This window comes from Clostridium sp. UBA4395 (assembly GCF_002390995.1).
Taxonomy (GTDB): Bacteria; Bacillota; Clostridia; order Clostridiales; family Clostridiaceae; genus Clostridium_J; species Clostridium_J sulfidigenes.
Genome location: NZ_DGRF01000050.1, coordinates 22,699 through 48,744, shown reverse-complemented (window position 1 = coordinate 48,744; position 26,046 = coordinate 22,699). Strand labels below are relative to the sequence as shown.

Sequence of the window (26,046 nt, the reverse complement as noted above, 5' to 3'; positions counted from 1 at the left end):
AGAAAAGAATGAAAGACATAGTTTTTCATTCTTTTTTTATATTTTCAAACATATAATATAACATTAACAAAGGATAAATTTTAAATAGAAGGGGTGATATTATGGGGTAGGATATTTATTTGGATGTTTGCTAAGTATATTATTTTGGAAGTTTGATAGACATAGATTAGCAATAAAAGTCAATGAGAAATTTAGTGCTAAAATAAGAAGCAAAGTAGTTTTACAATGGATATACTTTATACTTATACCTACCATAGGGGTAATTATAAGTCTTATATCTAATAGGGAGATTTTTAATGCTATTGTAGCTTTCTTTGTTATTGAGATAAGCAATAGTGAAAGAAAAACAGTAATTAAAAAATCCACTGAAAAAAAGGAGTTTTACAATACTTTATCCTTAATTAGCAAATCATTGATTTGTGGTTTTTTAGCACCCTTAATTTATATTCTAATCATAGGTAATGGGGGGGGAGTAATATATACATTAATATATTACATCAGTGACGATGAGAGTCTAAAGTTTATTAATGGTATATTGAATGTGTTAAATATTATTCCAACTCTAATAGGTGGAATATTCTTATATATTGTCTATATTATTAGAAATAAAACCTTTAAAATTAATTTCAAGGGGGATTTTTTGAAAAATCTATTTACTAATCCACTTTTAAACATTTATATTTTTGCTGCATATATTGAATCAGTTAATTTTTACTATATAGAAGATAAGGGGGTACATTATCTAAAAAGTTACGGGGTATATCAAGGAAAGATTGATGATTTATGTGTTAAGGATTTTTTAACTGTGATATATGGCGTGTGTTTTATTTTCTTTGTTATATTTTGGATTTATATTATTAATAAGGGATCAATTCTAAAATTAGTGGTACAGTAAACAAAAGGAGGCTGTCTTTATGGACAGCCTCCTTTGGAGCTAAAGAATTACTTAATTTGGTTTATAACCTCTGTAAGAGGTGGAATAACTTGTTTCTTTCTAGAAACTACCTGGTCAATATATGCTATTCCATTGTTTAACTTAATGTTAAAGGCTCTTGAGAATACTTCTTTGTGTTCGCCACACACAATGAATAAAGAAGAACTTTTAAATATGTCAGTAACCATAAGAATAATTAGGTCAAACTTTCCTTGATTTGCTTTTTCATTCATTACAGTTTTTAAATCATTAATTAGTGGAGTAAATCCATCCATATAAGTAGTTGTTATTTGTCCAACACCTACTTTAAAATTACCCATATTAAAGATTTTAAAATCTTGGTATAAAAGTTCCTTTGAACTTTTTCCTTCTAATGAAGTTCCAGCTTTAAACATCTCTTGAGCAAATTTTTCTATATCTATACTTGCTATTTCAGCTAATCTCTTTAGTATGATTTCGTCTACAATAGTTGCTGTTGGAGATTTTAATAGTAGAGTATCGGAAATAATAGCGCCACATAATAATCCAGCTACTTTTTTAGATGGTCTAATTCCGTTTTCAAAGAAAATATTAGCAACAATGGTAGAAGTACTTCCTACAGGCTCATTTCTAAAGTATATTGGTTGACCTGTTTGAATATCTCCTATTCTATGGTGGTCGATAATTTCTAAAATGTCTGCATCTTCAAGACCGTCTACAGACTGAGTCTTTTCGTTATGATCCACTAAAATTACTTTCTTTCTTTGTTGGGTTATTAAATGATATCTAGAAATGCTTCCAACCACGGAACCATCTTCATCTAAAACTGGATAACTTCTATATCTAGTTTCTAGCATAATATCTTTAATCTCCTCAATGAAGTCACTAGTAGAGAAGGTAATTAAATTATTTTTAGTCATTACGTATTCTATAGGAATACTTTGAGGTATTAGTCTAGCAGCAGTAAAAGAGTCATAGGGAGTAGTGATTATAGTGCATCCTTTTTCTTTAGCTAGGTCAATAATTTTTTCAGAGGGATTTGTATTATTAGTGATTATCATTAATCTAGCATTACAATCTAATACAAATTCTTGAACTAACTCACGGTCTCCACAGATACAAATATCTTCCGCTTCTATTAAATTTCTATCATTTGGTTCCATCATAGAAACTACAACTTTCCCTTTAAGTTCTAAGTTTTCATCTGATAAGTAAACAATTTTAGCGGATAGAGTTTCTAAAATGTTACTTAGACTTGTTTTACTTTTAGCTAAAACGTAATTATCCCAAATGTCTAGATAACTAGCTGCCAGATTTGATACAGATACAATTCCAGCTAATTTTTCATTAGGATATATAACTGGGAGAGTTTTAATGTTTTTTTGCTTCATTATAGACCAAGCCATTTTTAAGGATATGTCTGAAGCAATAGGAGCTACTGTATCTATTTTTAAATCTATAATTTGAGGTTTTACAGTTTGAACAAGCTGTGGTGGCTGAACTCCAAAGTAATCTAGGATAAATTGAGTTTCTCTACTAATTTCCCCTAGTCTAATTGGAATAGCATTGATTCGTTGAGTTTTATTTTTAAACTCTGAATAAGCAATAGCTGCACAAATAGAATCAGAGTCAGGATTTCTATGACCTGTTATGTATACTTTATTTACCATGAATAACCTTCCTTTATAATATCTATTCTTATTTATAATTAGTATTTTAAAGGTTTATTTACCTTATGTAAAGTTAAAGTTTTCATATACTGGTAGGATGGTACATATATTTTAATGATAGATTATTTCTAACTATAAATAAAAAAATGTAAGGGGGAAAAAATGTGAGTGCTAAAGAATATAGAGGGCTATCTACCAATGAAATAGAAGATAGGCTGAAAGAATACGGACTAAATGAGTTACAGAGTAAGAAAAAAGTGTCACCTATAAAAATATTCTTGTCGCAATTTAATGATTTGATTATTTGGATACTAATGGTGGCAACCGTTATATCGGGTTTTATGGGGGATAAAGCAGACGCTATAACTATTCTAATAATTATAGTAATGAATGGAATTTTAGGTTTTGTACAAGAATATAAAACTGAAAAATCCTTAGAACAGTTAAAAAAATTATCCTCACCTACTGCTAAGGTAATAAGGGATGGAAAAATTGAAGTTATTAATTCCATATATTTAGTACCAGGAGATTTGGTTATATTAGAAAGTGGGGATAGGATACCTGCTGATAGTATTTTAGTTGAAGGAAATAATCTTATGATGGATGAATCTCTTCTAACTGGTGAATCCGTAGGAGTGCACAAGAATCCAGAGGACAGTGATAATAATATATATATGGGGACTATCGTATTGACAGGTAGGGGAAAAGCAAAGGTATATGGAACTGGAATGAATACAGAAATGGGGAGAATAGCTCATATGCTTCACTCTATAGAAGATGAACCATCCCCACTAAAGGAAAGATTAAATTCCCTTGGAAAAGTACTTGTAGTTCTTTGCTTAACTATATGTGCAGTAGTAACCTTTTTAGGTATTTATAGAGGTGAAAATGTCTATGACATGTTTTTATCTGGGGTTAGTTTAGCCGTTGCTGCTATTCCAGAAGGGCTATCAGCTATAGTAACTGTTGCCCTTGCTTTAGGAGTATCAAGAATGCTTAAGAGAAATGCCCTAGTAAGAAAGTTACCAGCGGTTGAAACCCTAGGATGTACATCTGTAATATGTAGTGATAAAACAGGAACTTTAACAGAAAATAGAATGACGGTAACAGCACTTCTTCATAATGGAAAAATTCATGATATTGATGAAGATAAAAGTTTTGACCATGATATTTTAAAAAAAATATTTGTATATTGTAATGATTGTAACTATAATTATTCTTCTAATTCCATGGAAAAGGCTTTAATGGGAGACCCAACAGAGACTGCTTTAATAAAAGGCTTCTTTAAAAAGGTTTCTGAAATAGAAAAATTTAATAGTAAAGTAGAGAGGATTTTTGATATCCCCTTTGATTCTACAAGAAAAATGATGACAGTAATTGTGAAGGACGTAACTACTAAGAAGGATGTATGTTATGTTAAAGGAGCTCCAGAGCGAGTACTTGATAGATGTTCACATATATTAGTAAATGGAAGGGTAGAGCCATTAACTATACCTTATAGAAGAAGTGTAGAAAAGCTTATTGATGATATGTCCTTTAGAGCACTTAGATGCATTGCAGGTGCGTATAAAGATAATAACTTAATTAAGGGAGACAAGGTGGAAAATGGTTTAATTTTTGTAGGGGTGGCTGGAATTATAGACCCACCAAGAAAAGAAGTAAAGGATGCAGTTTTAAAGTGCAGAGTTGCAGGAATAAGACCGGTTATGATCACGGGTGACCACAAAAATACAGCCTTTGCCATAGGGAAAGATCTAAATATATGTAATGAAAGCAAGGAAGTAATTACAGGAGCTGAACTTGATAGAATAAATGATAAAGAACTTGAAAAATCCATAGACGATTATAGGATATTTGCAAGGGTTAGCCCTAAACATAAATTAAGAATAGTAAAAGCTTTTAAAAGTAGAGGTAATATTGTAGCTATGACTGGGGATGGAGTTAATGATGCCCCTGCTATTAAAGAAGCTGACATTGGAATAGCTATGGGAATTTCAGGAACAGATGTAACTAAGGAAGCGGCATCTATGATATTGTTAGATGACAACTTTGCTACTATTGTAACTGCAGTAGAAGAAGGTAGAGTTATATATGATAATATTAGAAAATTTATAAGATATCTACTATCTTGTAACTTAGGTGAAGTATTGACTATGTTCTTAGCTTCATTGTTTTATTTAGAAGTACCACTGCTTCCAATTCAAATTTTATTTGTAAATTTAGTTACTGATGGACTTCCAGCTATAGCTCTTGGAGTAGACCCACCAAATAAAAATATAATGTATGAAAAGCCAAGAAAAAAAGGCGAAAGTGTTTTTGCAAGGGGATTAAAAGAAAAGATATTAATTAGAGGTGCATTAATTGGTGTTTGTACAGTTCTTGCATTCTTAGCGGGTAAGTATTATGGATATGGATTAGGAGTATGTAGAACTTTAGCCCTTGGAACTTTAATTTGCTCACAGTTAATTCACGTATTTGAATGTAGAAGTGAAAAGTATTCTCTCTTTGAAATCAATCCATTTACCAATATGTATTTATTGGGTTCTGTTATTATTTCAGTGACAGCACTTTTATTAGTAATATATGTTCCTATGTTACAAGGTATATTCCATACCATGTCTATAGGTGTTGGACAGTGGGCAATCATTGTATTTTTCTCAGGAATAATATCCTTTATTAATAGCATTGCTACTTTTGTAGGAAACAGAACTTAAGAATATTTTAAGTGAAAAATAGCCAGGGTACTTTATAATATGATCTTCCTTATAATAAACAGTTTTATTATTTAAACTGTCCACCATAAGGGAAGCATATCACTCTAGATACCTTGGCTATTTATATGCTCTATAGCTTGTTAAAGTGATATAAGTTTAAGAGAATTTAATAGCTTGGACAATTATATCACTGTAATTTTTAGTAGAGACTTATAATTATAAAAGATTAGCAAATATGGAGGCACCAATTACTGTGAATAAACCTGCCACTGCTATTGCAAGACCACTCATAGCACCTTCTATTTCTCCAATTTCCATTGCCTTTGAAGTTCCTATGGCATGGGAAGAGGTTCCTATGGCAATTCCTTTAGCAATTGGTTCATGGATATGAAATACCTTACAAATAACTTCAGCAAGGATATTACCAATAATACCAGTTACAATAATGACAGCTACTGTAATTGTAACAATTCCATTTAGCTCTTCTGAAATCCCCATTCCTATAGCTGTGGTAATGGATTTTGGAAGTAAGGTTACATACTGCTCATGGGTAAACTGAAAAAGCAAAGAGAATAAAAATACACTTATAAGACTGGCTGCTACTCCTGAAAAAATTCCTATTATAATAGCTTTAAAATTGTTTTTTAATAAATCCAGTTGCTCATATAAAGGGATTGCTAGACATACTGTAGCAGGAGTTAGTAAATAACTTAAATATTTTGCTCCATTATTGTAACTTTCAAAATCTACTTTAAAAATAACTAAAGCTGCCATTACAAAAAGAATTGAAATAAGTAAGGGATTAAAGATCCCATTATTAAATTTCTTTTTTAAAAACAACCCTATTTCATAGCCTAGAATACTGACCACTACTCCGAAAAATGCTGAATTACATAATAAATCCTTCAATTTTTATTCATCCTCTCTAGCTTAATCATAAACTGGGTAACTTTACCTGTCACTATCATTACAATAACTGTTGTTAAAATAGTTATTGTAATAACAGGAATACAAATATCCTTTAGTACATCCCAAGAAACTAATAAACCAACTGCTGCTGGTATAAACATAAGAGGCATAATTTCTATTAAAAAAGTTCCTGTTTCCTTCACTTGTTCAAGGGGAATTATTTTTGCTTTTAAAATTATAAGCATGAGAATTAAACCATATATACTAGCAGGAATAGGTAATGGAATAATACATTTTAATATTTCTCCAATAAAAGTTACTGCCAAAATAATTCCAAATTGACGAAAATACTTCATATAAACATCCCTTTCTAAATTGGTACTACCAATTTAGAATTGTACATCTTTTTTATAGGTATGTCAAAAAAACACAGGATACAAGTAGTATCCTGTGCTAACTAAAAAGTTAAATTTTCCTATTACGCCCCAGTTAAGGGAGCTTCATTACTTATTTAAATCTTCTATCTTGTTTTACTCTCTGTATCTTCTTTTGACCACCTTCAACAGGAACTAAGTCTCTCTTATTAGTAAGGTTCATAACGTTCATTATGCTTATGTAGTCCTTAAATTTCTTTTTCTTCTTTTTCTTTTTAGAATAATCAGGTTTTAAACCTTGGATTAATAAAGAATGACCTTGAGATACAGGAATGAATTCTGGCTTTTTAAACCATCTCTTTTTCTTATAAACACAAGTTGCTATAGTTCTAGCACTGTCTTGTTTTACTACAATAGTAACAATAATAGTATTTAAAATTCCAAGAAAAGATTTTTCCTCTGTTTTAACAGATAAAGCCCTTCCTTGAACTTGTGTTATTCTATCACCATATCTATTTATAAAAGCATTAGAATAACTTTGTGATAATTTGTCTTTGAATCCCATATGAATAACTCCTTTACATGAAGAATAAATAACTACGTATAATATCTGACTGTATTCAAGTGTATAATATTACACAATATCATTATTATATAATAATTAAGTTGTTATAACAAGTTTATGTTTAATTTTAAAAAATTATAATATGAAATTTTATGTTTTTGTTCCAAAAGTCCTTTTATAAGAATATTAATATACTAAATGATTTTATTTGGGAGGACAGTATGAAAAGAGTTTTAAAACCCAGTGAAGTTTTGTACGATTTTGAAATTGTTGAAGATAGAGAAATAGAAGGCGAATTTATATTGCCACAATATAAGGATGCATATAATAAAATAAAAACCTCACTTCTTTTAAATGGTGAAGGCTATAATATTTACTTAGTTGATGAATTTTGCAAGGATAGAGTAAAACATATTGTTAGCTATGTAAAACATATATTGACGGGTGGAAAGCCACCAAAGGATATATGTTATGTTATAAAAGGAAATCCAAAGGAGCCTGTTCCGTTGTTTGTTAACAATGGAAATGGAAATAAGCTTAAAAAGGTAGTAGACAAGATTCAAGAATTTTATGCAGAAAGTATATTTAAATTTTATAATGGAATAGATAACAAAGAAAAAGAACACCTTATTACTACTATTAAAGATAGGCGTAGCAAAATAGTGGGAGATTTAATTAAACTTTCTAAAGAGTATGGTTTTGAAATAAAAACTAGTGGGGAGGGATTTACATTTATACCTCTAGTTGACGGAAAAGAAATGACAGAGGATGAATTCGATAATCTTAAGGAAGAGGAAAAATTTGAAATATTAAATAAAGTTGATGAGTTAAAGATAAATGCTAATGATATATTAGAAAAGTTAAGGAATATGAAAAATGATGAAATAAATAGAATTAGAGAGATAATGGATAACTTTTTTAAAGAAGAAATGGAGGAATTAAATTTAGTAATAGAAAAAGAATTTAATGATGATAGTGAGGCTAAGGCTTATATTCATTACTTAATTACTGACATTAAGGGCGAACTTGAGGAAAACTATTCTATAAGCTATGAGGATGATGAAGAAGCTATAAGAGACATTATATATAAATATGATGTAAATGTAATTGTTGATAATTCAGATATTGAGTATCCACCAGTAATCTTTGAAGAAGATCCTAGTGTATCTAACCTCTTTGGATCTATAGATTATGAAAATCATAATAATATATATGTATCTACAGTGAAATCCATAAGAGCAGGTAGTTATGTAAGAGCTAATGGGGGGTGTCTAATTCTTAGAGCTAGTAGTCTACTAAGTAATTCTCAGTCTTATTATTATTTGAAAAGAGCTATAATATCGGAAAAAGTAGACTTAGATTACAACAGAGGATATATAGAACTATTTACTTTAAGTAGTTTAAAACCAGTACCTATGCCAATTAATACTAAAGTAATAATAATTGGGGATTATGATATTTATGACGCATTGTATAACTATGATAAAGAATTCAGAACAATATTTAAGACGAGGGCTGACTATAGAGGAGTATTGAAGGCTGAGAATAAGGTTAAAACTGTATTAATAAAAGAAATAAATAGATTGTCTAAGGAAAATAATATTAAACCTATAACATCTAGTGGCATAAGCGAAATTGCAAAATTTTTATCTAGAAAGGCAGAAAATAAAAATAAGATACATTTTGACAATGATGAATTATCAAACCTTATAATACAAGCTAATTATAAAGCAGCAGAAGAGGCAAGGGAATTTATTGATGGAGATGACATAGAGAACATTGCTTATAGGAAAGAACCTATAGAAAGAGAATATCTAGAGCTATATGATGAAAAAAAATTGTTAATAGATGTTTCAGGAAGCAAGGTGGGACAAATTAACGGGCTTTCTGTCATTGATACGGGATATACAAGTTTTGGTAAGCCTGTTAAAATAACTTGTACCTGTTTTAAGGGGGAAGGGAAAATCATTGATGCTCAAAGAGAATCCAACCTAAGTGGTAAAATTCATACTAAGGGAATTAATATTTTAAAAGGATATATTAATAATATCAATGGAGGATATAAAACTCTACCAGTAGATTTTAATCTTAGCTTTGAGCAGTTATATGGAGTTATAGATGGTGATAGTGCATCAGTAGCTGAAGCATTAGCTATAATATCTGTTCTTTGCAAGATTCCTATCAAACAAAATATTTCAATTACTGGATCCATAAATCAATTTGGGCAAGTACAGCCTATAGGTGGTGTAAATGAAAAAATTGAAGGATTCTTCGAAGTGTGTAAAATCATGGATGATACGGAAGGAAAGGGAGTTGTTATTCCTCTATCTAATAAAGATGATTTAGTACTTTCAAGAGAAGTTGAGAGAGCAATCTTTGAAGGTAAATTTAAAATATATACTATAGAAACTGTGGAAGATGCCATGGAGTTAATATTTGATGCTGAAGAAATTACTATGGATAATATAATGGAGTTAATAAGTAAGCAGTGTATAGAATATGAGAAGAAATGATGGTAAAGAAATGGTGGAAATTCCTTGAAACCCCCATGAATAGAACAAATAGTTAACTATATCTATATATAACTATTTATATATGTAAAAATTAATATAGTAATATGGTATATAGTGAAATAGTAATATAGGTATATTGTTATATAACTAGCTAGTTTTATAGGAATGTATTAGCATATCATATATTTTCAATATTGAGGGAATAAATATACAATAAGTGTAAAGTGGAGAGTATTATGCAACTTTTAAGGTGATGAGTTGTAATAATACCCTCCATTTATATTTAATTAAGTTATTTAAAATAGAGCGATTGCCTTTAGAAGAGCAGTTTAATTATATAGGTTTTGCTCTTCGAAACATCTATTTTAGGTTTATCACTTCAATCAACTACATACCTAATTAATAATTGTATACTAGTATAAATATTCTATATAAAGAATTTTATGAATGTTGCGAAAATTAAAATATAAAGTGTAAAAAATTTTATATTAATAAATTTTGAATGGGGATGAGTATATGAAAAAGAATTTCAACAGCTTAAAGAGTAAACTTATAATTTCGTTGCTAGGAGTATCTATTATCCCTTTAATTTTTATAGCCTTATTGGTTTATAATGAATGTTATAGTTTGCTTAAGGATAACTTAAAGTATTCCACTGGTCAAACACTGGTAGAGGTGAATAGAGGGATAGAAAATTATTTTAATACAGTAGCGAATCAAATAAATTCACTAACACTTAACAGTAAATTTATTGAGTTGGACAATAGTAGTGAAAGTATTAAAGATATAATAAGTCATATGAATAATGTAGAAGTATCAGATTATAATATTAGTACAGTGTTTTATGGAACAGAGAATGGTGATTTTTATACTTCCCACAAAATTAATCTTCCAGATGGATATAATCATAAGGAGAAGGAATGGTATACTTTAGCTACAGCAAATAAGGACTCCTATATAATTACATCTCCATATACTAGTGCTGAAGATCAAAAAACTACGGTTACACTGGCTAGGACAGTAGTAAAGGATGGACAGGTTGTTGGAGTTGTTGGATTAGATTTATCTTTAGATGTTTTTAGTTCAAGTATATCTAACATAAAAATAGGTGATGAAGGGGTTGTAGTTGTATGTAGTAGTAATGGTGATATTATATCTCATACAGATGAAGGCTTAATAGGTAAAAATTTAATAGAGGTAGATGAGGAACTTAAATCTGTAGTAGATGATAATTCGGGGTTTATAGAATTAAGTAATAATGGAGAAAGAAATTTTGTAGTTTATAATTTGAATTCCTTAGAAAATATAAAATTAGTGGCATTTATACCGGAAATAGAATTATTAAAAGATACTAATGCAGTTAGAAGCTTTTTGATAATAGGGATAATTGTAATAGGAATAGTTGCAATAATTATAAGCATAATTTTAGGAGAAGGCATCGCTAAAAATATGAAAAAGGTTAAGAACGTAATATCTAAAGCTGCCAAAGGAGATTTTACAGGTAAAGTAGAAATTAAGTCCAAAGATGACTTTAAAGAATTAGGAGATTACTTTAACAATATGATGGAATCCATTGCACTGTTAATGAAAAATATGGACAAGTCATCTCAGGTGGTATTAAAAACTTCAGCTGATTTAGCTATAATGTCTAATGAAACTACTACTGCCCTTTCGCAAACGCATATAGCCATGGATGAAATAGCTTCAGGTGCATCTAATCAAGCTGAAAGTACTATTCAATGTGCAAGTCATATGGAGGATTTAGCCCAAGGAATTGATAATATAGAAAATTCCTCTACAGAAATTGATAGTATATCTAAAGATACAAAGAGTTATAGTATTGAAGGAAGTAAAATAGTTTCAGAGCTAATAAACAGTTCAACGAAAATAAAAGATACTTTTGAAGTTGTTGGAAATATAGTGAAAGAAGTAAATGAAAGTATGGATCAAATAAATCTTATATCTAAAACAATTTCTGATATAACAGAACAAACTAATTTATTATCTTTGAATGCATCTATAGAGGCAGCTAGATCTGGCGAGGCAGGTAAGGGATTTGCTGTAGTAGCTAATGAAATAAGAAGATTAGCAGATCAATCAAAGAGTTCAACTGATAGAATAAATGTTATGATTAAAGCGATAGAAGAAAAATCTATGTTAGCTGTATCTGCTATAAATAACTCTCAACAAGTGGTAGATGAAGAAGGAAAAATGGTAGGTGAAACTTCACAAATTTTTGAAAACATATCTGAAAGTGTACTTGAGTTATCAAGTAAGATAAGTGAAATTAAAAAATCTATTGAGAATATTCAATATGAAAAAATTAATGTAGTAAAAGAAATAGAAAATGTTACATCAATTTCAGAAAGCACTGCTTCAGCCACAGAAGAAATATCAGCTTCTACAGAAGAAATTACTGCTAATATGGATGAAATTTCAAGATATACTCAGGATTTAAATGAATTATCTGAAACTTTAAAATTTGAGATTTCAAAGTTTATAATTGAATAATACATTATATAAAAAATGTATGAGTGGATTTCACTCATACATTTTCAAATTATATGAAGAATTTAATTTTAGAATAATTATACATTAAATCTAAAGTTTACTACATCTCCATCTTGCATTATATATTCTTTTCCTTCAAGTCTGTAGAAGCCTTTTTCTTTAGCTGCAGCTTCAGAACCACATTCAACTAACTTATCAAAGGAAATTACCTCAGCACGGATAAATCCACGTTCAATGTCGGTATGAATTTTACCAGCAGCAGCAGGTGCCTTTGTACCTATTTTAATTGTCCAAGCTCTTACCTCTTGAACACCAGCAGTTAAGTAGCTCATTAGTCCAAGAAGTTTATAACTTGCATGGATTAGTTTATCAAGACCTGATTCTTCAAGACCATACTCTGAAAGTAAGTCTTTCTTTTCTTCATCATCTAATGTAGATAATTCTTCTTCTAATTTAGCACATACTATGATAATTTCAGATTTCTCCTTAGCAGCATAGACTTCTACTTCTTTTACCATTTCATTTTCTCCGCCACACTCCATTAAGTCTTCTTCACTTACATTGCATGCATATAGTACAGGTTTAGAAGTTATTAAGAAAAGAGATTTAACAAATTCTTCTTCTTCATCTGTAAACTCTAAAGTTCTAGCTGGCATATTGTCTTCTAAATGTTTTTTAATTTTTTCCATAATTGCATATTCAACTTTTGCAGTCTTATCCCCTGAGCGTACTAGTTTTATAGATTTTTCCATTCTTCTTTCTAGTACTTCTAAATCAGAAAAAATTAATTCTAAATTAATAGTTTCAATATCTCTTATAGGTGATACAGATCCTTCTACATGAACAACATTATCATCTTTAAAACATCTAACAGTATGAACAATTGAAGCTACTTCTCTTATATGAGATAAAAATTTGTTTCCAAGTCCTTCACCTTTACTTGCTCCTTTAACTAATCCTGCAATGTCATAAAATTCTATGGCAGTATGTACTTGTTTTTTAGAGTTATATAATTTTTGTAATACATCAAGACGGTTATCAGGTACACTAACAACTCCTACATTTGGCTCTATAGTACAAAATGGATAGTTAGCAGACTCTGCTCCTGCTTTTGTAATGGCATTAAATAATGTACTCTTTCCTACGTTAGGTAAACCTACTATTCCTAATTTCATATAATATTCGTCCTTTCTATGTAAACCATGTGGCTTATTACTTAAAAATTTCATTCTTTTAAATTATACTCTACAGAAAAGGGAATTTCAATAATTCTACAATTTATATAGAGTAATAGGGAAAAAGCCGTAGAAAAATAAGTAAATATATTATATAAATGCAATATATTTGGAATTAGTTGAAAATTCTTTGTATATATTTATAAATTTGTTTAAAAAAAGTTTTTCATTTAGGGAATATTTAAAAGGAATTTATGTAAACTTATAGAATTATTTATGGTACAATGAAAAGTGTATAAATGGATTCTATAGTTTATATTTTATAAACCATAGACGAAACAAAGGAGAATATATAATGGAATTTAAACACTTTTCAGTAATGTTAGAAGAATGCATAGAAATGTTAGATATTAAAGAAGATGGTATATATGTTGATTGCACTTTAGGCGGAGCAGGTCATTCAAAGGAAATTTTAAAGAAACTTTCACCAAAGGGAAGATTAATAGGAATAGACCAAGATTTAGATGCTCTTAAGGCTGCAAAGGAAAAGCTAAAGGATTTTAATAACGTTACCTATGTACACAATAATTTTTATAATATTAAGGACATATTAGAGTCTTTAGGAATAGAAAAAGTTGATGGTATACTCATGGATTTGGGAGTTTCATCTTATCAGTTGGATCAAGGTGAAAGAGGCTTTAGCTATATGAAGGAAGCAGCCTTAGATATGAGAATGAATAGGGAGGAAGCTTTTTCAGCTTATAATGTAGTGAATGAGTATAGTGAGGATGAACTCTTTAGAATTCTTAGAGATTTTGGGGAGGAGAAGTTTTCAAGAAGAATTGCTAGCAGGATAGTAGAAAAAAGAAAAGTAAAACCTGTTGAAACTACCCTTGAACTTGTAAAAATTATAGACGAGTGCATACCTGCCAAGTTTAAAAGGGAAGGTGGACACCCTGCTAAAAGAACATTTCAAGGTATTAGAATAGAAGTAAACAGTGAATTGAGTATTTTAGATAGGGCTATAGGTGATGGCATAGAAGCTTTAAATAAGGATGGAGTTATGGCAATAATTACATTTCATTCTTTAGAAGATAGAATTGTAAAAAATAAGTTTAGAGATTTAGTAGACCCATGTAAGTGTCCTAAGGATCTTCCTATGTGTGTGTGTGGGAAAAAGCCAATAATTAAATTAATTAACAAAAAGCCTATAGAAGCTACTAAGGAAGAACTTGATAATAATTCAAGAAGTAAAAGTGCCAAGTTAAGGGGATGTAAAAAGATTTAGTTCTAAAAACTAGATGGGGGTAGTAAAATGGTAGTAGAAAATAGAAAAAATAGGGTAAGTGGGAATACAGCTTTAGCTTCTCAGGTAAATCCGTTACCTAGAGAAAGGGTAAAAACTCCTACTAAACAAGGCCCAAGTAAAGAAGAATTAAGAAAAATTAGGAAGCAAAAGATAGCAAAATTTTTAAAGCTTAATGGAAGTATAGTAGCAGCAGGACTAGTTGGGGCTATTATTGTATCTAGATACAGTGCTATATATAATAATCAAAAGGAAATAATAGTTCTTCAAGAGCAGATACAAACGCTAACAGAAGAGAGTGAAGATTTGAGAATAAAACTACTTAAGTTTAACAATTTTTCCTACATAGAAGAAGTTGCCACTAAAGAATTAAAAATGATTGAACCAAAGAGTACTAATGCAATCTATTGTGATATTGATGCAATTAAAGAGATAGCTACAAGTAGCACTAATGAAGAAAAAGGGGTTAGTTTATTAAGTAAAATTAAAAACTTATTATTTAATTAGTTAGTGAGGTAATTGTAGGTGGCAAAGAAATATTTTGTTGATAAGGTATTAATGAAAAAGAGAATGATGTTAGCTATGCTATTAGCCTTCTTAGTTTTCCTAGGATTAAGTATACGATTAGGTTATGTTATGTTTGTTGAAGAATCAACCTATAAGTCTTTGGCGAAACAGCAATGGACTAGTGACGTTAGGATAAATGCTAAAAGAGGTAAGATATTAGATAGAAATGGTAATGAGCTAGCAATAAGTGCTAATGTTTATAGAGCGGACTTAGATTTGAACACTTTAAGGAAAGATATAGAAAATAATGGAATGACCATGGAACAAGTTGCAACAACTCTAAGTGGAATAATTGGAGAAGAACAGGCTGATGTATTACACATATTAACTAATCCTCTTCCCAATGGAAGGCCTAGAGGCTCTGCAATATTAAAGAGAAGAATAGAAAAGGATGCAACAGATGCTGTAAGAGAGTTTTGTAAAAATAATAACATTAATGGTATAGTAATATCACCTGATACGAAAAGGTATTATCCAAATGGTAATTTTGCTGCCCATATATTAGGTCATACTAATTCAGATGGAGAAGGACTTACGGGGTTAGAACTTTATTATAATAAGTATCTATCTGGAGTTCCAGGGATTAAAGTTGCTGAAATTGACCAAAAGAGTGAGGGATTACCATATACAATCTCAGAATTTACAGAACCTATTGATGGAAGAAACGTAGTTACTACCATTGATGAAAATATACAAAACTTTGCAGAAAAGTTAGCTGAAGAGGCTTTGGCAGATAATGAGGCTAAAGCAGTATCAATTATGGTTATGGATCCTAATACAGGAGAAATATTGGCTTTAGCAAATAAGCCAGATTATGATCCTAATAATCCGTGGGTTGGGGGAACATCAGATGATGACATTCAGAAGATGTGGAGAAATAGATTAGTTAGTGATGCCTATGAACCAGGTTCTATTTTTAAGGTAGTCACAGCCACGGCGGCCATAGAAAAAGGGATTCTTACAGAGGGAGAAGCTTTTAATTGTGGAGGCTCACTTAATATTGGGGGAAGAAATATTCACTGTTGGAAGACTTCGGGTCATGGTCCTCAAACCTTTGAAGAAATATTAAAAAATTCTTGTAACGTTGGATTTATGGTTTTAGGAGAAAGATTAGGTGCTGCAAATCTTAACGAATATATTGAAAAATTTGGGTTAGGACATAAAACCGGAATTGATTTACCTGGTGAATCAGCTGGTATAGTTAAAGCCACAAAAGATATATCTGTAACAGACTTAGCTACTATATCCTTTGGACAAAGCAATACAACTACAGGAGTTCAATTTATGAGAGCTTTCAATGCAATTGCCAATGGTGGATATTTGATAACACCTCATTTAATGAAGGAAATAAATCATTATGATGATAAAAAAGAGCTAGTAGTTGATGAAACCTATAAGATAGAAAAACAACAACGTTTTACTCCAGAGGCTATGACTGAAATGAGGTCTCATTTAGAACAAGTAGTTGGTGCAGGCGGAGGATCAAAGGCTAAAATTGATGGATATAGAATTGCTGGTAAAACAGGTACAGCACAAAAGGTAGACACTGTTAATGGTGGATATGCAAATGATAAATATCTATCATCCTTTGCAGGGATGGCCCCTGCTGATAATCCAAAGTATACAGTATTTGTATCTATTGATGAACCAAATCCATTATTCTATTATGCAGGACAAATTGCTGCCCCAGTTGGACAAAAGTTATTTAATGATTTGTTTAATTATACAGAAATGAAGCCTAATGGAAGCTATATGGAAGTTGATGAAAGTTTAAAAGCAGATGTAATTGTTCCTGAGGTTAGAGGACTATCAGTTGCAGATGCTAAAAAAATAATAACTGATGCAGGGTTAACTATTAGAGTAGAAGGTAGTGGAGGCACTATAACAGATATAAATCCAAAACCAGGGTTTACTCTTAAGGAAGGTAAAGAAATAATCCTATATGCAGGAGGCAGTAATGGAAGCGCAGATACAGTTATAATTCCTGATTTAAAGGGATTTACAAAGGAAAGTATCATAAAGCTTTTTGATGATTTAGGATTAAAGAGTGAATTTATAGGTGAAGGTCTAGTGGTAGAACAAAGTGTTGTAGGAAACCAAGAAATTAAAAAAGGAACCACGGTAACCTTCCATCTTGGCACCTTAGTAGATTAGATTATCCGGTAGTTACAGGTTGACTTGTGCTACCGGATTTTATATGCTATAAGGTATAAAAATTAAATTTTGGACAATGTTTTAAATTAGAAAGAAAAGTATTTTAAGGATGTGAGCAAGATGAAAATAGAAGAGATATTAAAGGGATCAACTTATACAGTATTAAGTGGAGATGAGAGTATAGAAATTAATGATCCTCAATATGATAGTAGAAAGATAAAATGTGGAGATATGTTTTTTGCCATAGGAGGATTTAATGTAGATGGACACAATTTTATATCAAAGGCTATAGAAAATGGTGCTAAAACTGTGGTGGTTGAAAAAGATGTGACTTTTGTTGAAGGCATAACATTTATAAAAGTTGAAAGTGGCAGAAGGGCATTAGCTATAGCAGCTTCAAACTTTTATAATAATCCAAGCAAAAAGATGAAAATAATAGGTATAACTGGTACCAATGGCAAGACTACTTCTGCCTTTATGTTAAAGGGAGTATTAGAGGCAAAGGGGTATAAAGTTGGGCTAATAGGTACCATAGCTAACTATATAGGGAATAAGGAGATTCATACAGAAAAAACTACTCCAGAATCTTTGGAATTGCAAAAGCTTTTTAAGGATATGGTAGACAGTAATATAGATTATTGTGTTATGGAAGTTTCATCTCACTCTTTAGACTTAGATAGAGTTTATGGGATTGAATTTTCACAAGGGATATTTACAAATCTAACTCAAGACCATTTAGATTTCCATAAAACCTTTGAAAACTACTTCAATGCAAAAAGCAAGTTGTTTAAAATTTGTAAACATTCTGTGGTAAATGTAGATGATAGTTATGGAATTAAGCTTCTTGAAAAAATAAATTCAAGGGTAACAACTTATTCTATTGAAAAAGAAAGTGATTTAAAGGGAATAGACATTAATTTAGAATCTACAGGAATTATATTTAATTTAAAAGGAAATGAAAAAACATATAAAGTTCAGTTGCCTATACCAGGTAGATATAATGTTTATAATGCACTAGGTTGTATTGGAGCTGCCTTAGATGAAGGTATAGATATGGATACTATTGTTGAAGGACTTTCTAAGGTTACTGTGCCTGGAAGATGTGAGAACTTAACTTTAGGGATGAACTTAGGTTTTCAAGTAATTAGAGATTATTCTCATACTCCAGATAGCTTAAAAAATATCTTAGAAAATCTTAGAGAACTTACTAAAGGAAAGTTGATTTGTATCTTTGGGTGTGGTGGTGATAGAGATAGAACAAAAAGACCTATCATGGGTGAAATAGGAACAGAACTCAGTGATATAGCCATAATAACCTCTGATAATCCAAGAAGTGAAGATCCTTATATGATATTAGAAGATATTAAGGCTGGGGTTGAGAAATCTAACTATAAACTTATTGAAAATAGAAGAGAAGCCATAAAAACAGCCTTACTCCTCGGGGAAAAAGATGATATTATAGTAATTGCAGGAAAAGGACATGAAACTTACCAAATCCTTAAAAATGAAACTATTCATTTTGATGAAAAGGAAGTTGTATTAGAATTGATAGAGGAGTTGGAGCTTTAGATGGAAACTATAAGGTTAAAGGAAATAGCTGAGGCTATATCCGGAGAAATATTAATTAGTGGAGCTACAGAAGAGTTTTCTAATGTAACCATAGATAGTAGAAATGTCTCTTTGGGAGATATTTTTATAGCAATCAAGGGAGAAAACTTTGATGGTCATAAATTTGTAAAGGGAGCTATAGATAGTGGAGCTAAACTTTGTATAGTACATGAAAAAGAACAATATGAAGATTTAGATGAAAAAAATTTATCTATAATTTTAGTTAAGGATACTAAGAGGGCCCTTCTTGATTTAGCATCCTACTATATTAGTACTTTAGATATAAAGGTGGTAGGAATTACTGGTTCTACTGGTAAGACATCCACAAAGGATTTAATGGCAGCAGCTCTTAGCAAAAAATATAAGGTGTTTAAAACCCAAGGGAATTTTAATAATGATATTGGACTTCCTTTGATGATATTTAAATTAGATAAAACTTACCAGGTTGCAATTTTAGAGATGGGGATGAGCGATTTGGGAGAAATTGATACCTTGGCAAAAGTAGCAAAACCATCTATAGGGGTCATAACTAATATAGGTACATCTCACCTAGAAAACTTAAAGACTAGAGAAAATATTTTAAAAGCTAAACTAGAAATAGCAAATAATTTTACAGAAGAAAATGTGTTAATTATAAATGGAGATAATGATATGCTTCACAATTATTACACAGATAAATATAAAATTGTAAAAATTGGTATAGATAGTGATTATAATTTTAAAGGTTGTAGAATAATTATAAATAAGGACAGTATAGAGTTTGGTGTTAAGGAAAATGGTGAGGATGTAAATGCTACTATAAAAGTACCAGTACCAGGAAAACATAATGTGCTTAATTCGTTATTGGCAATAGCTGTAGCTAGAGAGCTTAAGGTTACCTATGAAGAAATCCAAGGAGGAATAGAAAATTTACAGGCTACATCTATGAGATTGGATGTTTTAAATTTAGATAACTATACTATAATAAATGATGCTTATAATGCAAGTCCAGATTCTATGGAGGCTGCTCTAGAGGTCTTAAAACAATATACTGGAAGAAAAATTGCTGTACTTGGAACCATGAAGGAACTAGGTGAGGATTCTGCTAGAGCTCATGAGCAGGTAGGAGCTTATGCAAAGGCAAGGGGCATAGATTTATTATTTACCCTAGGAGAGTTCAGTGAGAACTTTAAAAAGGGCTATGGCAGTGAAAGTTTTATGGATTTTAATTCCATGGAGGAACTAATAGCAGAATTAAAGAAAACTATTAAAGGTGATGATATTTTATTAATAAAGGCATCTAGATCTATGAAATTTGAAAATATAATTAAAGAATTACAAAAGAAAAATATATAGGGAGGGATGGAATATGAATAAATTAATATATTCTATTTTAGTAGCATTTATAATATCTTTTGCAATAGCACCATTTATAATACCAGGATTACACAAGTTGAAATTTGGTCAGAACATTAGAGAAGATGGACCACAAAGTCATTTGAAAAAGCAGGGAACTCCAACCATGGGAGGAATAATATTTATTATTTCTACTTGTATTACTATGATATTAATGGTTAGAAATCCTCATGATGAAGCAATGCTTGCTCTTTATGCCCTTATTGCCTTTGGAGCTATTGGATTTTTAGATGATGGTCTAAAGATAATCAAGAAGAAGAATGAAGGCTTAAAAAGCTATCAAAAAATGTTGCTTTTAGTAATAGTATCTATAGTCTTTGGATATTATGCTAAGGATAAAATAGGAACGGATATTATGATACCTTTCCTAGGCACAGTAACTTGGGATTTAAAAGTGCTATTTATACCTTTTATAGTAGTATACTTTGCAGCGGTAACTAATGCGGTTAATCTTACAGATGGATTAGATGGGCTTTGTAGTTCTATTACCCTTTTAATTATGACTTTCTTTGCTCTTGTAAGTTTTGGCATGGTATATTATACTTTAGCAATTTTCTGTGGAATTCTAGCTGGAGCTATTCTTGGATTCTTAAAGTACAACTCTTATCCAGCACAAATTTTCATGGGAGATGGTGGTTCATTAGCTCTTGGAGGAGCTGTTGCAGCTATTGCTATGATACTAAAGCTAGAGCTTATAGTAATAATTGTAGGTGGAGTTTATTTATTAGAAACTCTTTCAGTAATTATTCAGGTTGCTTACTTTAAACTTACTGGAAAGAGAGTATTTAAGATGGCACCTCTACATCATCACTTTGAATTAAAGGGATGGCATGAAAGTAAGATAGTAGCAGTATTTTCCATAATAACAGTTATACTATGTTTAATAGGATTCCTTGCACTAACTTATTAAAATGGCGTAGGAGGAATTTAATATGAAAAAACCCAAAATGAAATTGGGAGATGTGGACTTTCTACTTTTTGCTGTAATTATTATGTTAGTTACAGTGGGAGTTGTCATGGTATATAGTGCTAGTTCATATTTTTCAGCCTTTAAATATGATGATGCAGAATACTTTCTATGGAAACAGCTTCAATGGGCTGGACTTGGACTTGTTGGAATGATGATCACATTAAATATCGATTACCATAAGTATAAAAAGTATACAAGAATTTTAATAATCTTTACATTTATAGCCCTTTGCTTAGTGTTTTTATTTCCACCAGTAAAGGGAGCTCAGCGTTGGATTAGACTTGGACCTCTATCCTTTCAACCATCGGAGATTGCAAAGTACGTGGTAGTGCTTTTTGTAGCAAAATATATATCAAGCAATCCTCAAAATATAAAAAAGTTTTGGAAGGGCGTAGTGCCTAACCTTTTATTTGCAGGTTTTATAGCAGGAATGATTCTTCTTGAAAAGAATCTTAGTATTGCCACAGTCACTATGGTGGTTAGTCTTATAATGTTATTTGTAGCTGGAACTAAAGTTATTCATATGGGAGGACTAATAGGAACTGTAGGAGTTTTAGGGGCTGTTTTTATTTTAACAGAGGAATATAGACTTAGAAGACTTTTAAGTTTTACTAATCCTTGGAGTGATTCTCAAGGAGATGGATATCAATTGGTACAATCTCTCTTAGCATTAGGTTCTGGAGGACTTATTGGTGTTGGAATAGGTCAATCAAGACAAAAGTGTTTTTATATTCCTGAACCTCATAATGATTTTATATTGTCAGTTATAGGTGAAGAACTAGGTTTTATAGGCTGTGCCTTTATAATTATATTGTTTATACTGTTTCTATGGAGGGGAGTTATTGCAGCATCTAAGGCAAAGGATATGTACGGTTCCCTATTAGCTACAGGAATAACTTCTGTAGTAGTTATTCAAAGCTTAATCAATATTGCTGTTGTTACAGGCTCTATGCCAGTAACAGGGGTTCCTCTACCATTCATAAGCTATGGAGGGTCTTCCTTAGTAATTAATATGTTATTTATGGGAATACTTCTTAATATAACTCGGCAGAACAATAAAAAAACTTCATAGAAATAATAGGACTGAAGATGCTTTGTATTCTTCAGTCCTATTATTTTGGCTCTGTAGTTAATTAAACATATGTCGTAATATTTAATATTTTTGTAATGAATTTGTAATATAAAAATGGTATGATAGAAGGTGTATTAATTTACTTTCATGTTCATATATTGTAATTTGGTGGTGAAGATGTGGCAAAAAAAACTAAACAGAGTTATGGTAATTATATAATAGATAATAAAGAAGAGATATTAAAGCGAAAGAAAAAAATAATTAAATTAAAAAAGACCATGTTACTACTTGTAGTAATGATTTCTATTTTAATAACTTTGGCTTTAACTTTACCTACTTTTAATTTATCAGAGATTTTAGTTAGTGGATTGGTAAATTTATCTGAAGACGGTGTTAAAACAACTACAAAGCTTCAAAAGGGTACCAATATATTCAAGATAAAAACAAAAAAAATAGAAAAAGAGTTAGAGAAAAACCCTTACATATTAGAAGCAACCATTATTAGAAAATACCCTAACAAACTCTCTATTGCTATCAATGAGAGAAAGATTGCTTTCTACACAGAAATATCAGGAGGTTTCTATGTGATTGATGATAAGGGTGTGGTTTTGGAAAAAAAGGAATCTATCGAAGGCATAGAAGCTTTAAAGATTGAAGGAATTGATGAAACATGTTTAAAAATAGGTGAACAGATTAAAAATATAGACGAAGATAAAATAAAGGCAATTTGCAATATTCATAAATTTATAAAAGAAAATAGTTTGTTTGAAAAATATAACATAATAAAATTGGAAGTTAATGACTTTGTAGACTTAAAATTATACGTAAATAATTTATACATGAAACTTGGAACTGTTGATAAAGTTAATAGTAAAGTTGCTAGGGGGTTTAGCATAATAGAAAGTGCGACCCTTGGAGAGATGAAGGGATATGTGGATGTAAGTTTTGAAGGCAATCCAGTTATTTATAAGGAAAAATAGATCAAAAGATTAAAAAGTAAAAGCATCATAGTTCAAGAAAGATTTTATTGGGAGGTAGGGTAAGTGAAAAGTATTATTTCCAAGCTAAGTACCGGACTTATATTTTTAATGTTTGGATTTGTTATAATTACTCAACTTAATACTATAGGAGAGCAAAGTACAGATAAAGTTGAGGGTTCACAAAGTCCAGAAATATTATTAGAAAATGAGCAATTAAAAAAACAAAAGGAAGAATTGGAAAAGGCTGTTGAGGAACTAGAGGTGAAGGCGGCTGAATACGAAAAGGAAGCAACAGAAGATACAAAGAATCAAAGGCTCCTTGAAGAGCTAAATAATACTAGACTTAGAGCGGGATTAACTAATGTTGAGGGGCCAGGTATTACAATATATATTGATCCTAAAACTAGTTTATTCACTCCACAAGTAGAAGATGATCCTATACAAGATTATGAGTTACTGTATATCGTTAATGAATTATATGCTGCAGGTGCTGAAGCTGTATCTATAAATGATATAAGACTTATTGGAAACAGCAGTATAAGGATAGCAGGAAATAGTATTAGAATTAATGGAGAAAGAATTTCACAACAGGAGCGTATAGTTATAAAAGCTATAGGAAATAAGACTATATTAGAAGGGGCTATGGGATGGTTCATTCCTAATAGAGTGAAAAGAATCTGTGAGGTTACATCGGAAACAAAGGATAGTATTAAAATTAAAAAGGCAAGTATACCAGTAAAATATGAACACATAAAAGAAGTACAAGAAAACTAAAAGTAGGAGTGATGAAATGATTGCATTAATAGGACTTATAATAGGAATTATATTAGGAATAGCTTTCAACATAAATTTTCCACTTAAATTATCACCATATATATCTGTTGCAATATTTGCTTGTATAGACTCCACTTTTGGGGCTATTAGAGCTACCTTAAATAAGGATTTTAGACCAGATATATTTATATCAGGATTCTTTGGAAATGCATTTTTAGCAGCAGGGATGGTTTATCTAGGGGATAAGCTAGGTATACCTGTGTATATTGCAGCAATTATAATTTTTGGACAGAGGATATTTACAAACTTTGCTGTTATAAGAAGGTTATTGATGGATAGAATAAAAACACATCATTAAGGAGATAATTAAATGCGAGTTAATGAAGCTAATATATTTTTACTTATAGCTACCATTATAATTGGTATTTTAATAGCTATGAATGTAAATTTAGGAGGAAAAACTAAATTTTTAGATGTAGAGCAGTATCAAAAGGCATATGATAGTAGGACAAAGTTACAAAATGAAATAAGTAATTTAGAAGACCAATATGTTGAAATTAATGATAAAATTAATAAATATGAAAGAAGTAGTATATCTGAGGATGAAGTTAGAAAAGAGATGATTGGAGAGATAAGCAAAAATAAACTTGCATTAGGTTTGCTTCCAGTGGTGGGAAATGGTGTAAAGATTACTTTAAATGATGCACCGGAAGCTGCGATTTTAGGGCAAGATGTACCCCTTTATATGTTAATTCATGATTCGGATTTAACAATGGTTGTTAATGATTTAAGAGCGGCAGGAGCAGAGGCAATAGCTATTAATGGATATAGAATAATAGGTTCAACAGCTGGACTTTGTGCTGGAGCAACCATAGAGTTAGATGGGATAAAAGTAATAGCTCCTTTTTACATTACAGCTATTGGAAATCAGGATGTAATAAATAGTTTTCTTGAAAATCAACAAAATCAACTTAAGAGTTTGAAGGCAAGAGGCTGTTATGTAGATATTGAATCAGTTTATGATGAAAAGTTGCCAGGCTATAATGGAGAGTTAAAAAGTGAGTATCTAAAATTAAAATAAAAAGCTAGAAAAAATTAATAATATTAAAGGTTTTTTAGATTATATCGAGAATAAATTATATGGGCATATATTTTCCATTATAAGCTAGAGTTTGTATATGAGACGGGAGGAATAAAATTGTCTATTGAAGAAAAATTTATAAAATTGAAGAATGAGTTGCCAAAAGAAGTTACATTGATTTCAGTATCAAAAACTAGATCTATAGCTGAAATACAAAATGTATATGAATTAGGGGAAAGAAATTTTGGAGAGAATAAAGTTCAAGAGTTAATGGAAAAGCAAGAAATCTTACCTAAGGATATTAGGTGGCACTTAATAGGTCATCTTCAAAGAAATAAGGTTAAATATTTAGTTGGACGAGTTTATTTAATACATTCTTTAGATAGTGTTAGACTTTTACAGGAGATTGAAAAACAATTTTCAAGTAAGGAACTTATTGCAAATGTATTAATTCAAATTAATATAGGTAGAGAAGAGTCTAAAACTGGGATTATGATGGAAGATTTAGATGAACTTATAAATGCTTGTGAACAGTGTAAAAACGTCAAGGTGAAAGGTATTATGGCTACTATTCCAAAAGGAGATACTGAAAGTTGTAATTACTATTTTACTAAGACTAAAGAAGTATTTGATACCCTGAAAACTAAAAGCTATAAAAATATTACCATGGAGATTTTATCTATGGGAATGAGTGGAGATTATAAAGAAGCTTTAAAAGTAGGATCAAATATGATTCGAATTGGTGAAGGGGTTTTTGGGAAAAGAGATTATAACAAATTAAAGTAGGAGGAAGGT

Annotated in this window: 21 protein-coding genes; 16 read left to right on the top strand and 5 right to left on the bottom strand. The window is 30.6% G+C overall.

From position 1 onward, the window contains the following. The first annotated feature begins 127 nt into the window (after positions 1-127). Complete coding sequence (locus B2694_RS08495) at positions 128-895, top strand: hypothetical protein (RefSeq protein ID WP_346885363.1); 768 nt, start codon at positions 128-130, stop codon at positions 893-895. A gap of 47 nt (positions 896-942) precedes the next feature. On the opposite strand, the gene B2694_RS08490 is transcribed toward B2694_RS08495, so the two are convergent. Beyond that, positions 943-2,583, bottom strand: a complete 1,641-nt coding sequence (locus tag B2694_RS08490; RefSeq protein ID WP_346885362.1) for a putative manganese-dependent inorganic diphosphatase — start codon at positions 2,581-2,583, stop codon at positions 943-945. Positions 2,584-2,747: 164 nt separating this feature from the next. On the opposite strand from B2694_RS08490, the gene B2694_RS08485 reads away from it, so the two are divergent. Next, positions 2,748-5,297 carry a calcium-translocating P-type ATPase, PMCA-type gene (locus tag B2694_RS08485; protein ID WP_346885361.1) on the top strand — a complete coding sequence of 850 codons (2,550 nt, stop codon included), beginning with the start codon at positions 2,748-2,750 and terminating at the stop codon, positions 5,295-5,297. Positions 5,298-5,513: 216 nt separating this feature from the next. Here the strand turns inward: B2694_RS08485 and B2694_RS08480 are convergent, their stop codons facing one another. The 3 genes from B2694_RS08480 to B2694_RS08470 form a co-directional block, all read right to left on the bottom strand. Next, a complete protein-coding gene (locus B2694_RS08480; protein WP_346885360.1) occupies positions 5,514-6,206 on the bottom strand; it encodes an LrgB family protein in 693 nt (230 codons plus the stop codon). Then, positions 6,203-6,562 carry a CidA/LrgA family protein gene (locus B2694_RS08475; protein WP_346885359.1) on the bottom strand — a complete coding sequence of 120 codons (360 nt, stop codon included), beginning with the start codon at positions 6,560-6,562 and terminating at the stop codon, positions 6,203-6,205. The genes B2694_RS08480 and B2694_RS08475 overlap by 4 nt, the downstream gene beginning before the upstream one ends. Before the next feature lie 151 nt (positions 6,563-6,713). Beyond that, on the bottom strand, positions 6,714-7,145 hold the full coding sequence (locus B2694_RS08470) for a hypothetical protein (RefSeq protein ID WP_346885358.1): 432 nt from the start codon (positions 7,143-7,145) through the stop codon (positions 6,714-6,716). A gap of 221 nt (positions 7,146-7,366) precedes the next feature. On the opposite strand from B2694_RS08470, the gene B2694_RS08465 reads away from it, so the two are divergent. Together B2694_RS08465 and B2694_RS08460 are read left to right on the top strand one after the other, a co-directional pair. Further along, positions 7,367-9,658, top strand: a complete 2,292-nt coding sequence (locus B2694_RS08465) for an AAA family ATPase (RefSeq protein WP_346885357.1) — start codon at positions 7,367-7,369, stop codon at positions 9,656-9,658. 516 nt (positions 9,659-10,174) lie between these two features. Beyond that, on the top strand, positions 10,175-12,169 hold the full coding sequence (locus tag B2694_RS08460) for a methyl-accepting chemotaxis protein (protein WP_346885356.1): 1,995 nt from the start codon (positions 10,175-10,177) through the stop codon (positions 12,167-12,169). A 77-nt stretch (positions 12,170-12,246) separates the two neighbouring features. Here B2694_RS08460 and ychF read toward each other — a convergent pair whose 3' ends face one another. Beyond that, positions 12,247-13,344 carry a redox-regulated ATPase YchF gene (gene ychF / locus B2694_RS08455; protein WP_346885355.1) on the bottom strand — a complete coding sequence of 366 codons (1,098 nt, stop codon included), beginning with the start codon at positions 13,342-13,344 and terminating at the stop codon, positions 12,247-12,249. Positions 13,345-13,699: 355 nt separating this feature from the next. On the opposite strand from ychF, the gene rsmH reads away from it, so the two are divergent. The 12 genes from rsmH to B2694_RS08395 all read left to right on the top strand — a co-directional run bounded on the left by rsmH (position 13,700) and on the right by B2694_RS08395 (position 26,037). Further along, the gene (gene rsmH, locus B2694_RS08450; protein WP_346885354.1) at positions 13,700-14,632 is read left to right on the top strand and encodes a 16S rRNA (cytosine(1402)-N(4))-methyltransferase RsmH; all 933 of its coding nucleotides are present in this window, start codon (positions 13,700-13,702) and stop codon (positions 14,630-14,632) included. Positions 14,633-14,659: 27 nt separating this feature from the next. Further along, positions 14,660-15,157, top strand: coding sequence for a septum formation initiator family protein (locus tag B2694_RS08445; RefSeq protein WP_346885353.1), 498 nt, complete (start codon positions 14,660-14,662; stop codon positions 15,155-15,157). An 18-nt stretch (positions 15,158-15,175) separates the two neighbouring features. After that, positions 15,176-17,371: a stage V sporulation protein D gene (locus tag B2694_RS08440; RefSeq protein WP_346885352.1), complete on the top strand. Its 2,196-nt coding sequence runs from the start codon at positions 15,176-15,178 to the stop codon at positions 17,369-17,371. A 120-nt stretch (positions 17,372-17,491) separates the two neighbouring features. Continuing rightward, positions 17,492-18,940 (top strand): UDP-N-acetylmuramoyl-L-alanyl-D-glutamate--2,6-diaminopimelate ligase, encoded by a 1,449-nt coding sequence (locus B2694_RS08435; protein WP_346885351.1) that lies wholly within the window; start codon positions 17,492-17,494, stop codon positions 18,938-18,940. Beyond that, positions 18,941-20,314, top strand: coding sequence for a UDP-N-acetylmuramoyl-tripeptide--D-alanyl-D-alanine ligase (locus tag B2694_RS08430; protein WP_346885350.1), 1,374 nt, complete (start codon positions 18,941-18,943; stop codon positions 20,312-20,314). A gap of 13 nt (positions 20,315-20,327) precedes the next feature. After that, on the top strand, positions 20,328-21,284 hold the full coding sequence (gene mraY / locus B2694_RS08425) for a phospho-N-acetylmuramoyl-pentapeptide-transferase (RefSeq protein ID WP_346885349.1): 957 nt from the start codon (positions 20,328-20,330) through the stop codon (positions 21,282-21,284). A 22-nt stretch (positions 21,285-21,306) separates the two neighbouring features. Then, positions 21,307-22,416 carry a stage V sporulation protein E gene (gene spoVE, locus B2694_RS08420; protein WP_150844857.1) on the top strand — a complete coding sequence of 370 codons (1,110 nt, stop codon included), beginning with the start codon at positions 21,307-21,309 and terminating at the stop codon, positions 22,414-22,416. A 179-nt stretch (positions 22,417-22,595) separates the two neighbouring features. Then, the gene (locus B2694_RS08415) at positions 22,596-23,396 is read left to right on the top strand and encodes a cell division protein FtsQ/DivIB (RefSeq protein WP_346885348.1); all 801 of its coding nucleotides are present in this window, start codon (positions 22,596-22,598) and stop codon (positions 23,394-23,396) included. 63 nt (positions 23,397-23,459) lie between these two features. Then, positions 23,460-24,170 (top strand): DUF881 domain-containing protein, encoded by a 711-nt coding sequence (locus tag B2694_RS08410; protein ID WP_346885347.1) that lies wholly within the window; start codon positions 23,460-23,462, stop codon positions 24,168-24,170. A gap of 16 nt (positions 24,171-24,186) precedes the next feature. Next, complete coding sequence (locus B2694_RS08405; protein WP_035129303.1) at positions 24,187-24,528, top strand: small basic family protein; 342 nt, start codon at positions 24,187-24,189, stop codon at positions 24,526-24,528. A gap of 12 nt (positions 24,529-24,540) precedes the next feature. Then, positions 24,541-25,251, top strand: coding sequence for a DUF881 domain-containing protein (locus B2694_RS08400; RefSeq protein ID WP_346885346.1), 711 nt, complete (start codon positions 24,541-24,543; stop codon positions 25,249-25,251). Between the two features lie 117 nt (positions 25,252-25,368). After that, positions 25,369-26,037: a YggS family pyridoxal phosphate-dependent enzyme gene (locus B2694_RS08395; RefSeq protein ID WP_346885345.1), complete on the top strand. Its 669-nt coding sequence runs from the start codon at positions 25,369-25,371 to the stop codon at positions 26,035-26,037. Positions 26,038-26,046 lie beyond the last annotated feature (9 nt).

What these genes read in the sequence shown, in the direction of transcription:
- B2694_RS08400 (WP_346885346.1), top strand. Translation starts at nt 24,541, where the DNA reads ATGCGAGTTAATGAAGCTAATATATTTTTACTTATAGCTACCATTATA.
- B2694_RS08405 (WP_035129303.1), top strand. Translation starts at nt 24,187, where the DNA reads ATGATTGCATTAATAGGACTTATAATAGGAATTATATTAGGAATAGCT.
- B2694_RS08435 (WP_346885351.1), top strand. Translation starts at nt 17,492, where the DNA reads ATGAAAATAGAAGAGATATTAAAGGGATCAACTTATACAGTATTAAGT.
- ychF (WP_346885355.1), bottom strand. Translation starts at nt 13,344, where the DNA reads ATGAAATTAGGAATAGTAGGTTTACCTAACGTAGGAAAGAGTACATTA.
- B2694_RS08490 (WP_346885362.1), bottom strand. Translation starts at nt 2,583, where the DNA reads ATGGTAAATAAAGTATACATAACAGGTCATAGAAATCCTGACTCTGAT.
- B2694_RS08470 (WP_346885358.1), bottom strand. Translation starts at nt 7,145, where the DNA reads ATGGGATTCAAAGACAAATTATCACAAAGTTATTCTAATGCTTTTATA.
- B2694_RS08460 (WP_346885356.1), top strand. Translation starts at nt 10,175, where the DNA reads ATGAAAAAGAATTTCAACAGCTTAAAGAGTAAACTTATAATTTCGTTG.
- B2694_RS08445 (WP_346885353.1), top strand. Translation starts at nt 14,660, where the DNA reads ATGGTAGTAGAAAATAGAAAAAATAGGGTAAGTGGGAATACAGCTTTA.
- B2694_RS08430 (WP_346885350.1), top strand. Translation starts at nt 18,941, where the DNA reads ATGGAAACTATAAGGTTAAAGGAAATAGCTGAGGCTATATCCGGAGAA.
- B2694_RS08465 (WP_346885357.1), top strand. Translation starts at nt 7,367, where the DNA reads ATGAAAAGAGTTTTAAAACCCAGTGAAGTTTTGTACGATTTTGAAATT.
- mraY (WP_346885349.1), top strand. Translation starts at nt 20,328, where the DNA reads ATGAATAAATTAATATATTCTATTTTAGTAGCATTTATAATATCTTTT.
- rsmH (WP_346885354.1), top strand. Translation starts at nt 13,700, where the DNA reads ATGGAATTTAAACACTTTTCAGTAATGTTAGAAGAATGCATAGAAATG.
- spoVE (WP_150844857.1), top strand. Translation starts at nt 21,307, where the DNA reads ATGAAAAAACCCAAAATGAAATTGGGAGATGTGGACTTTCTACTTTTT.
- B2694_RS08475 (WP_346885359.1), bottom strand. Translation starts at nt 6,562, where the DNA reads ATGAAGTATTTTCGTCAATTTGGAATTATTTTGGCAGTAACTTTTATT.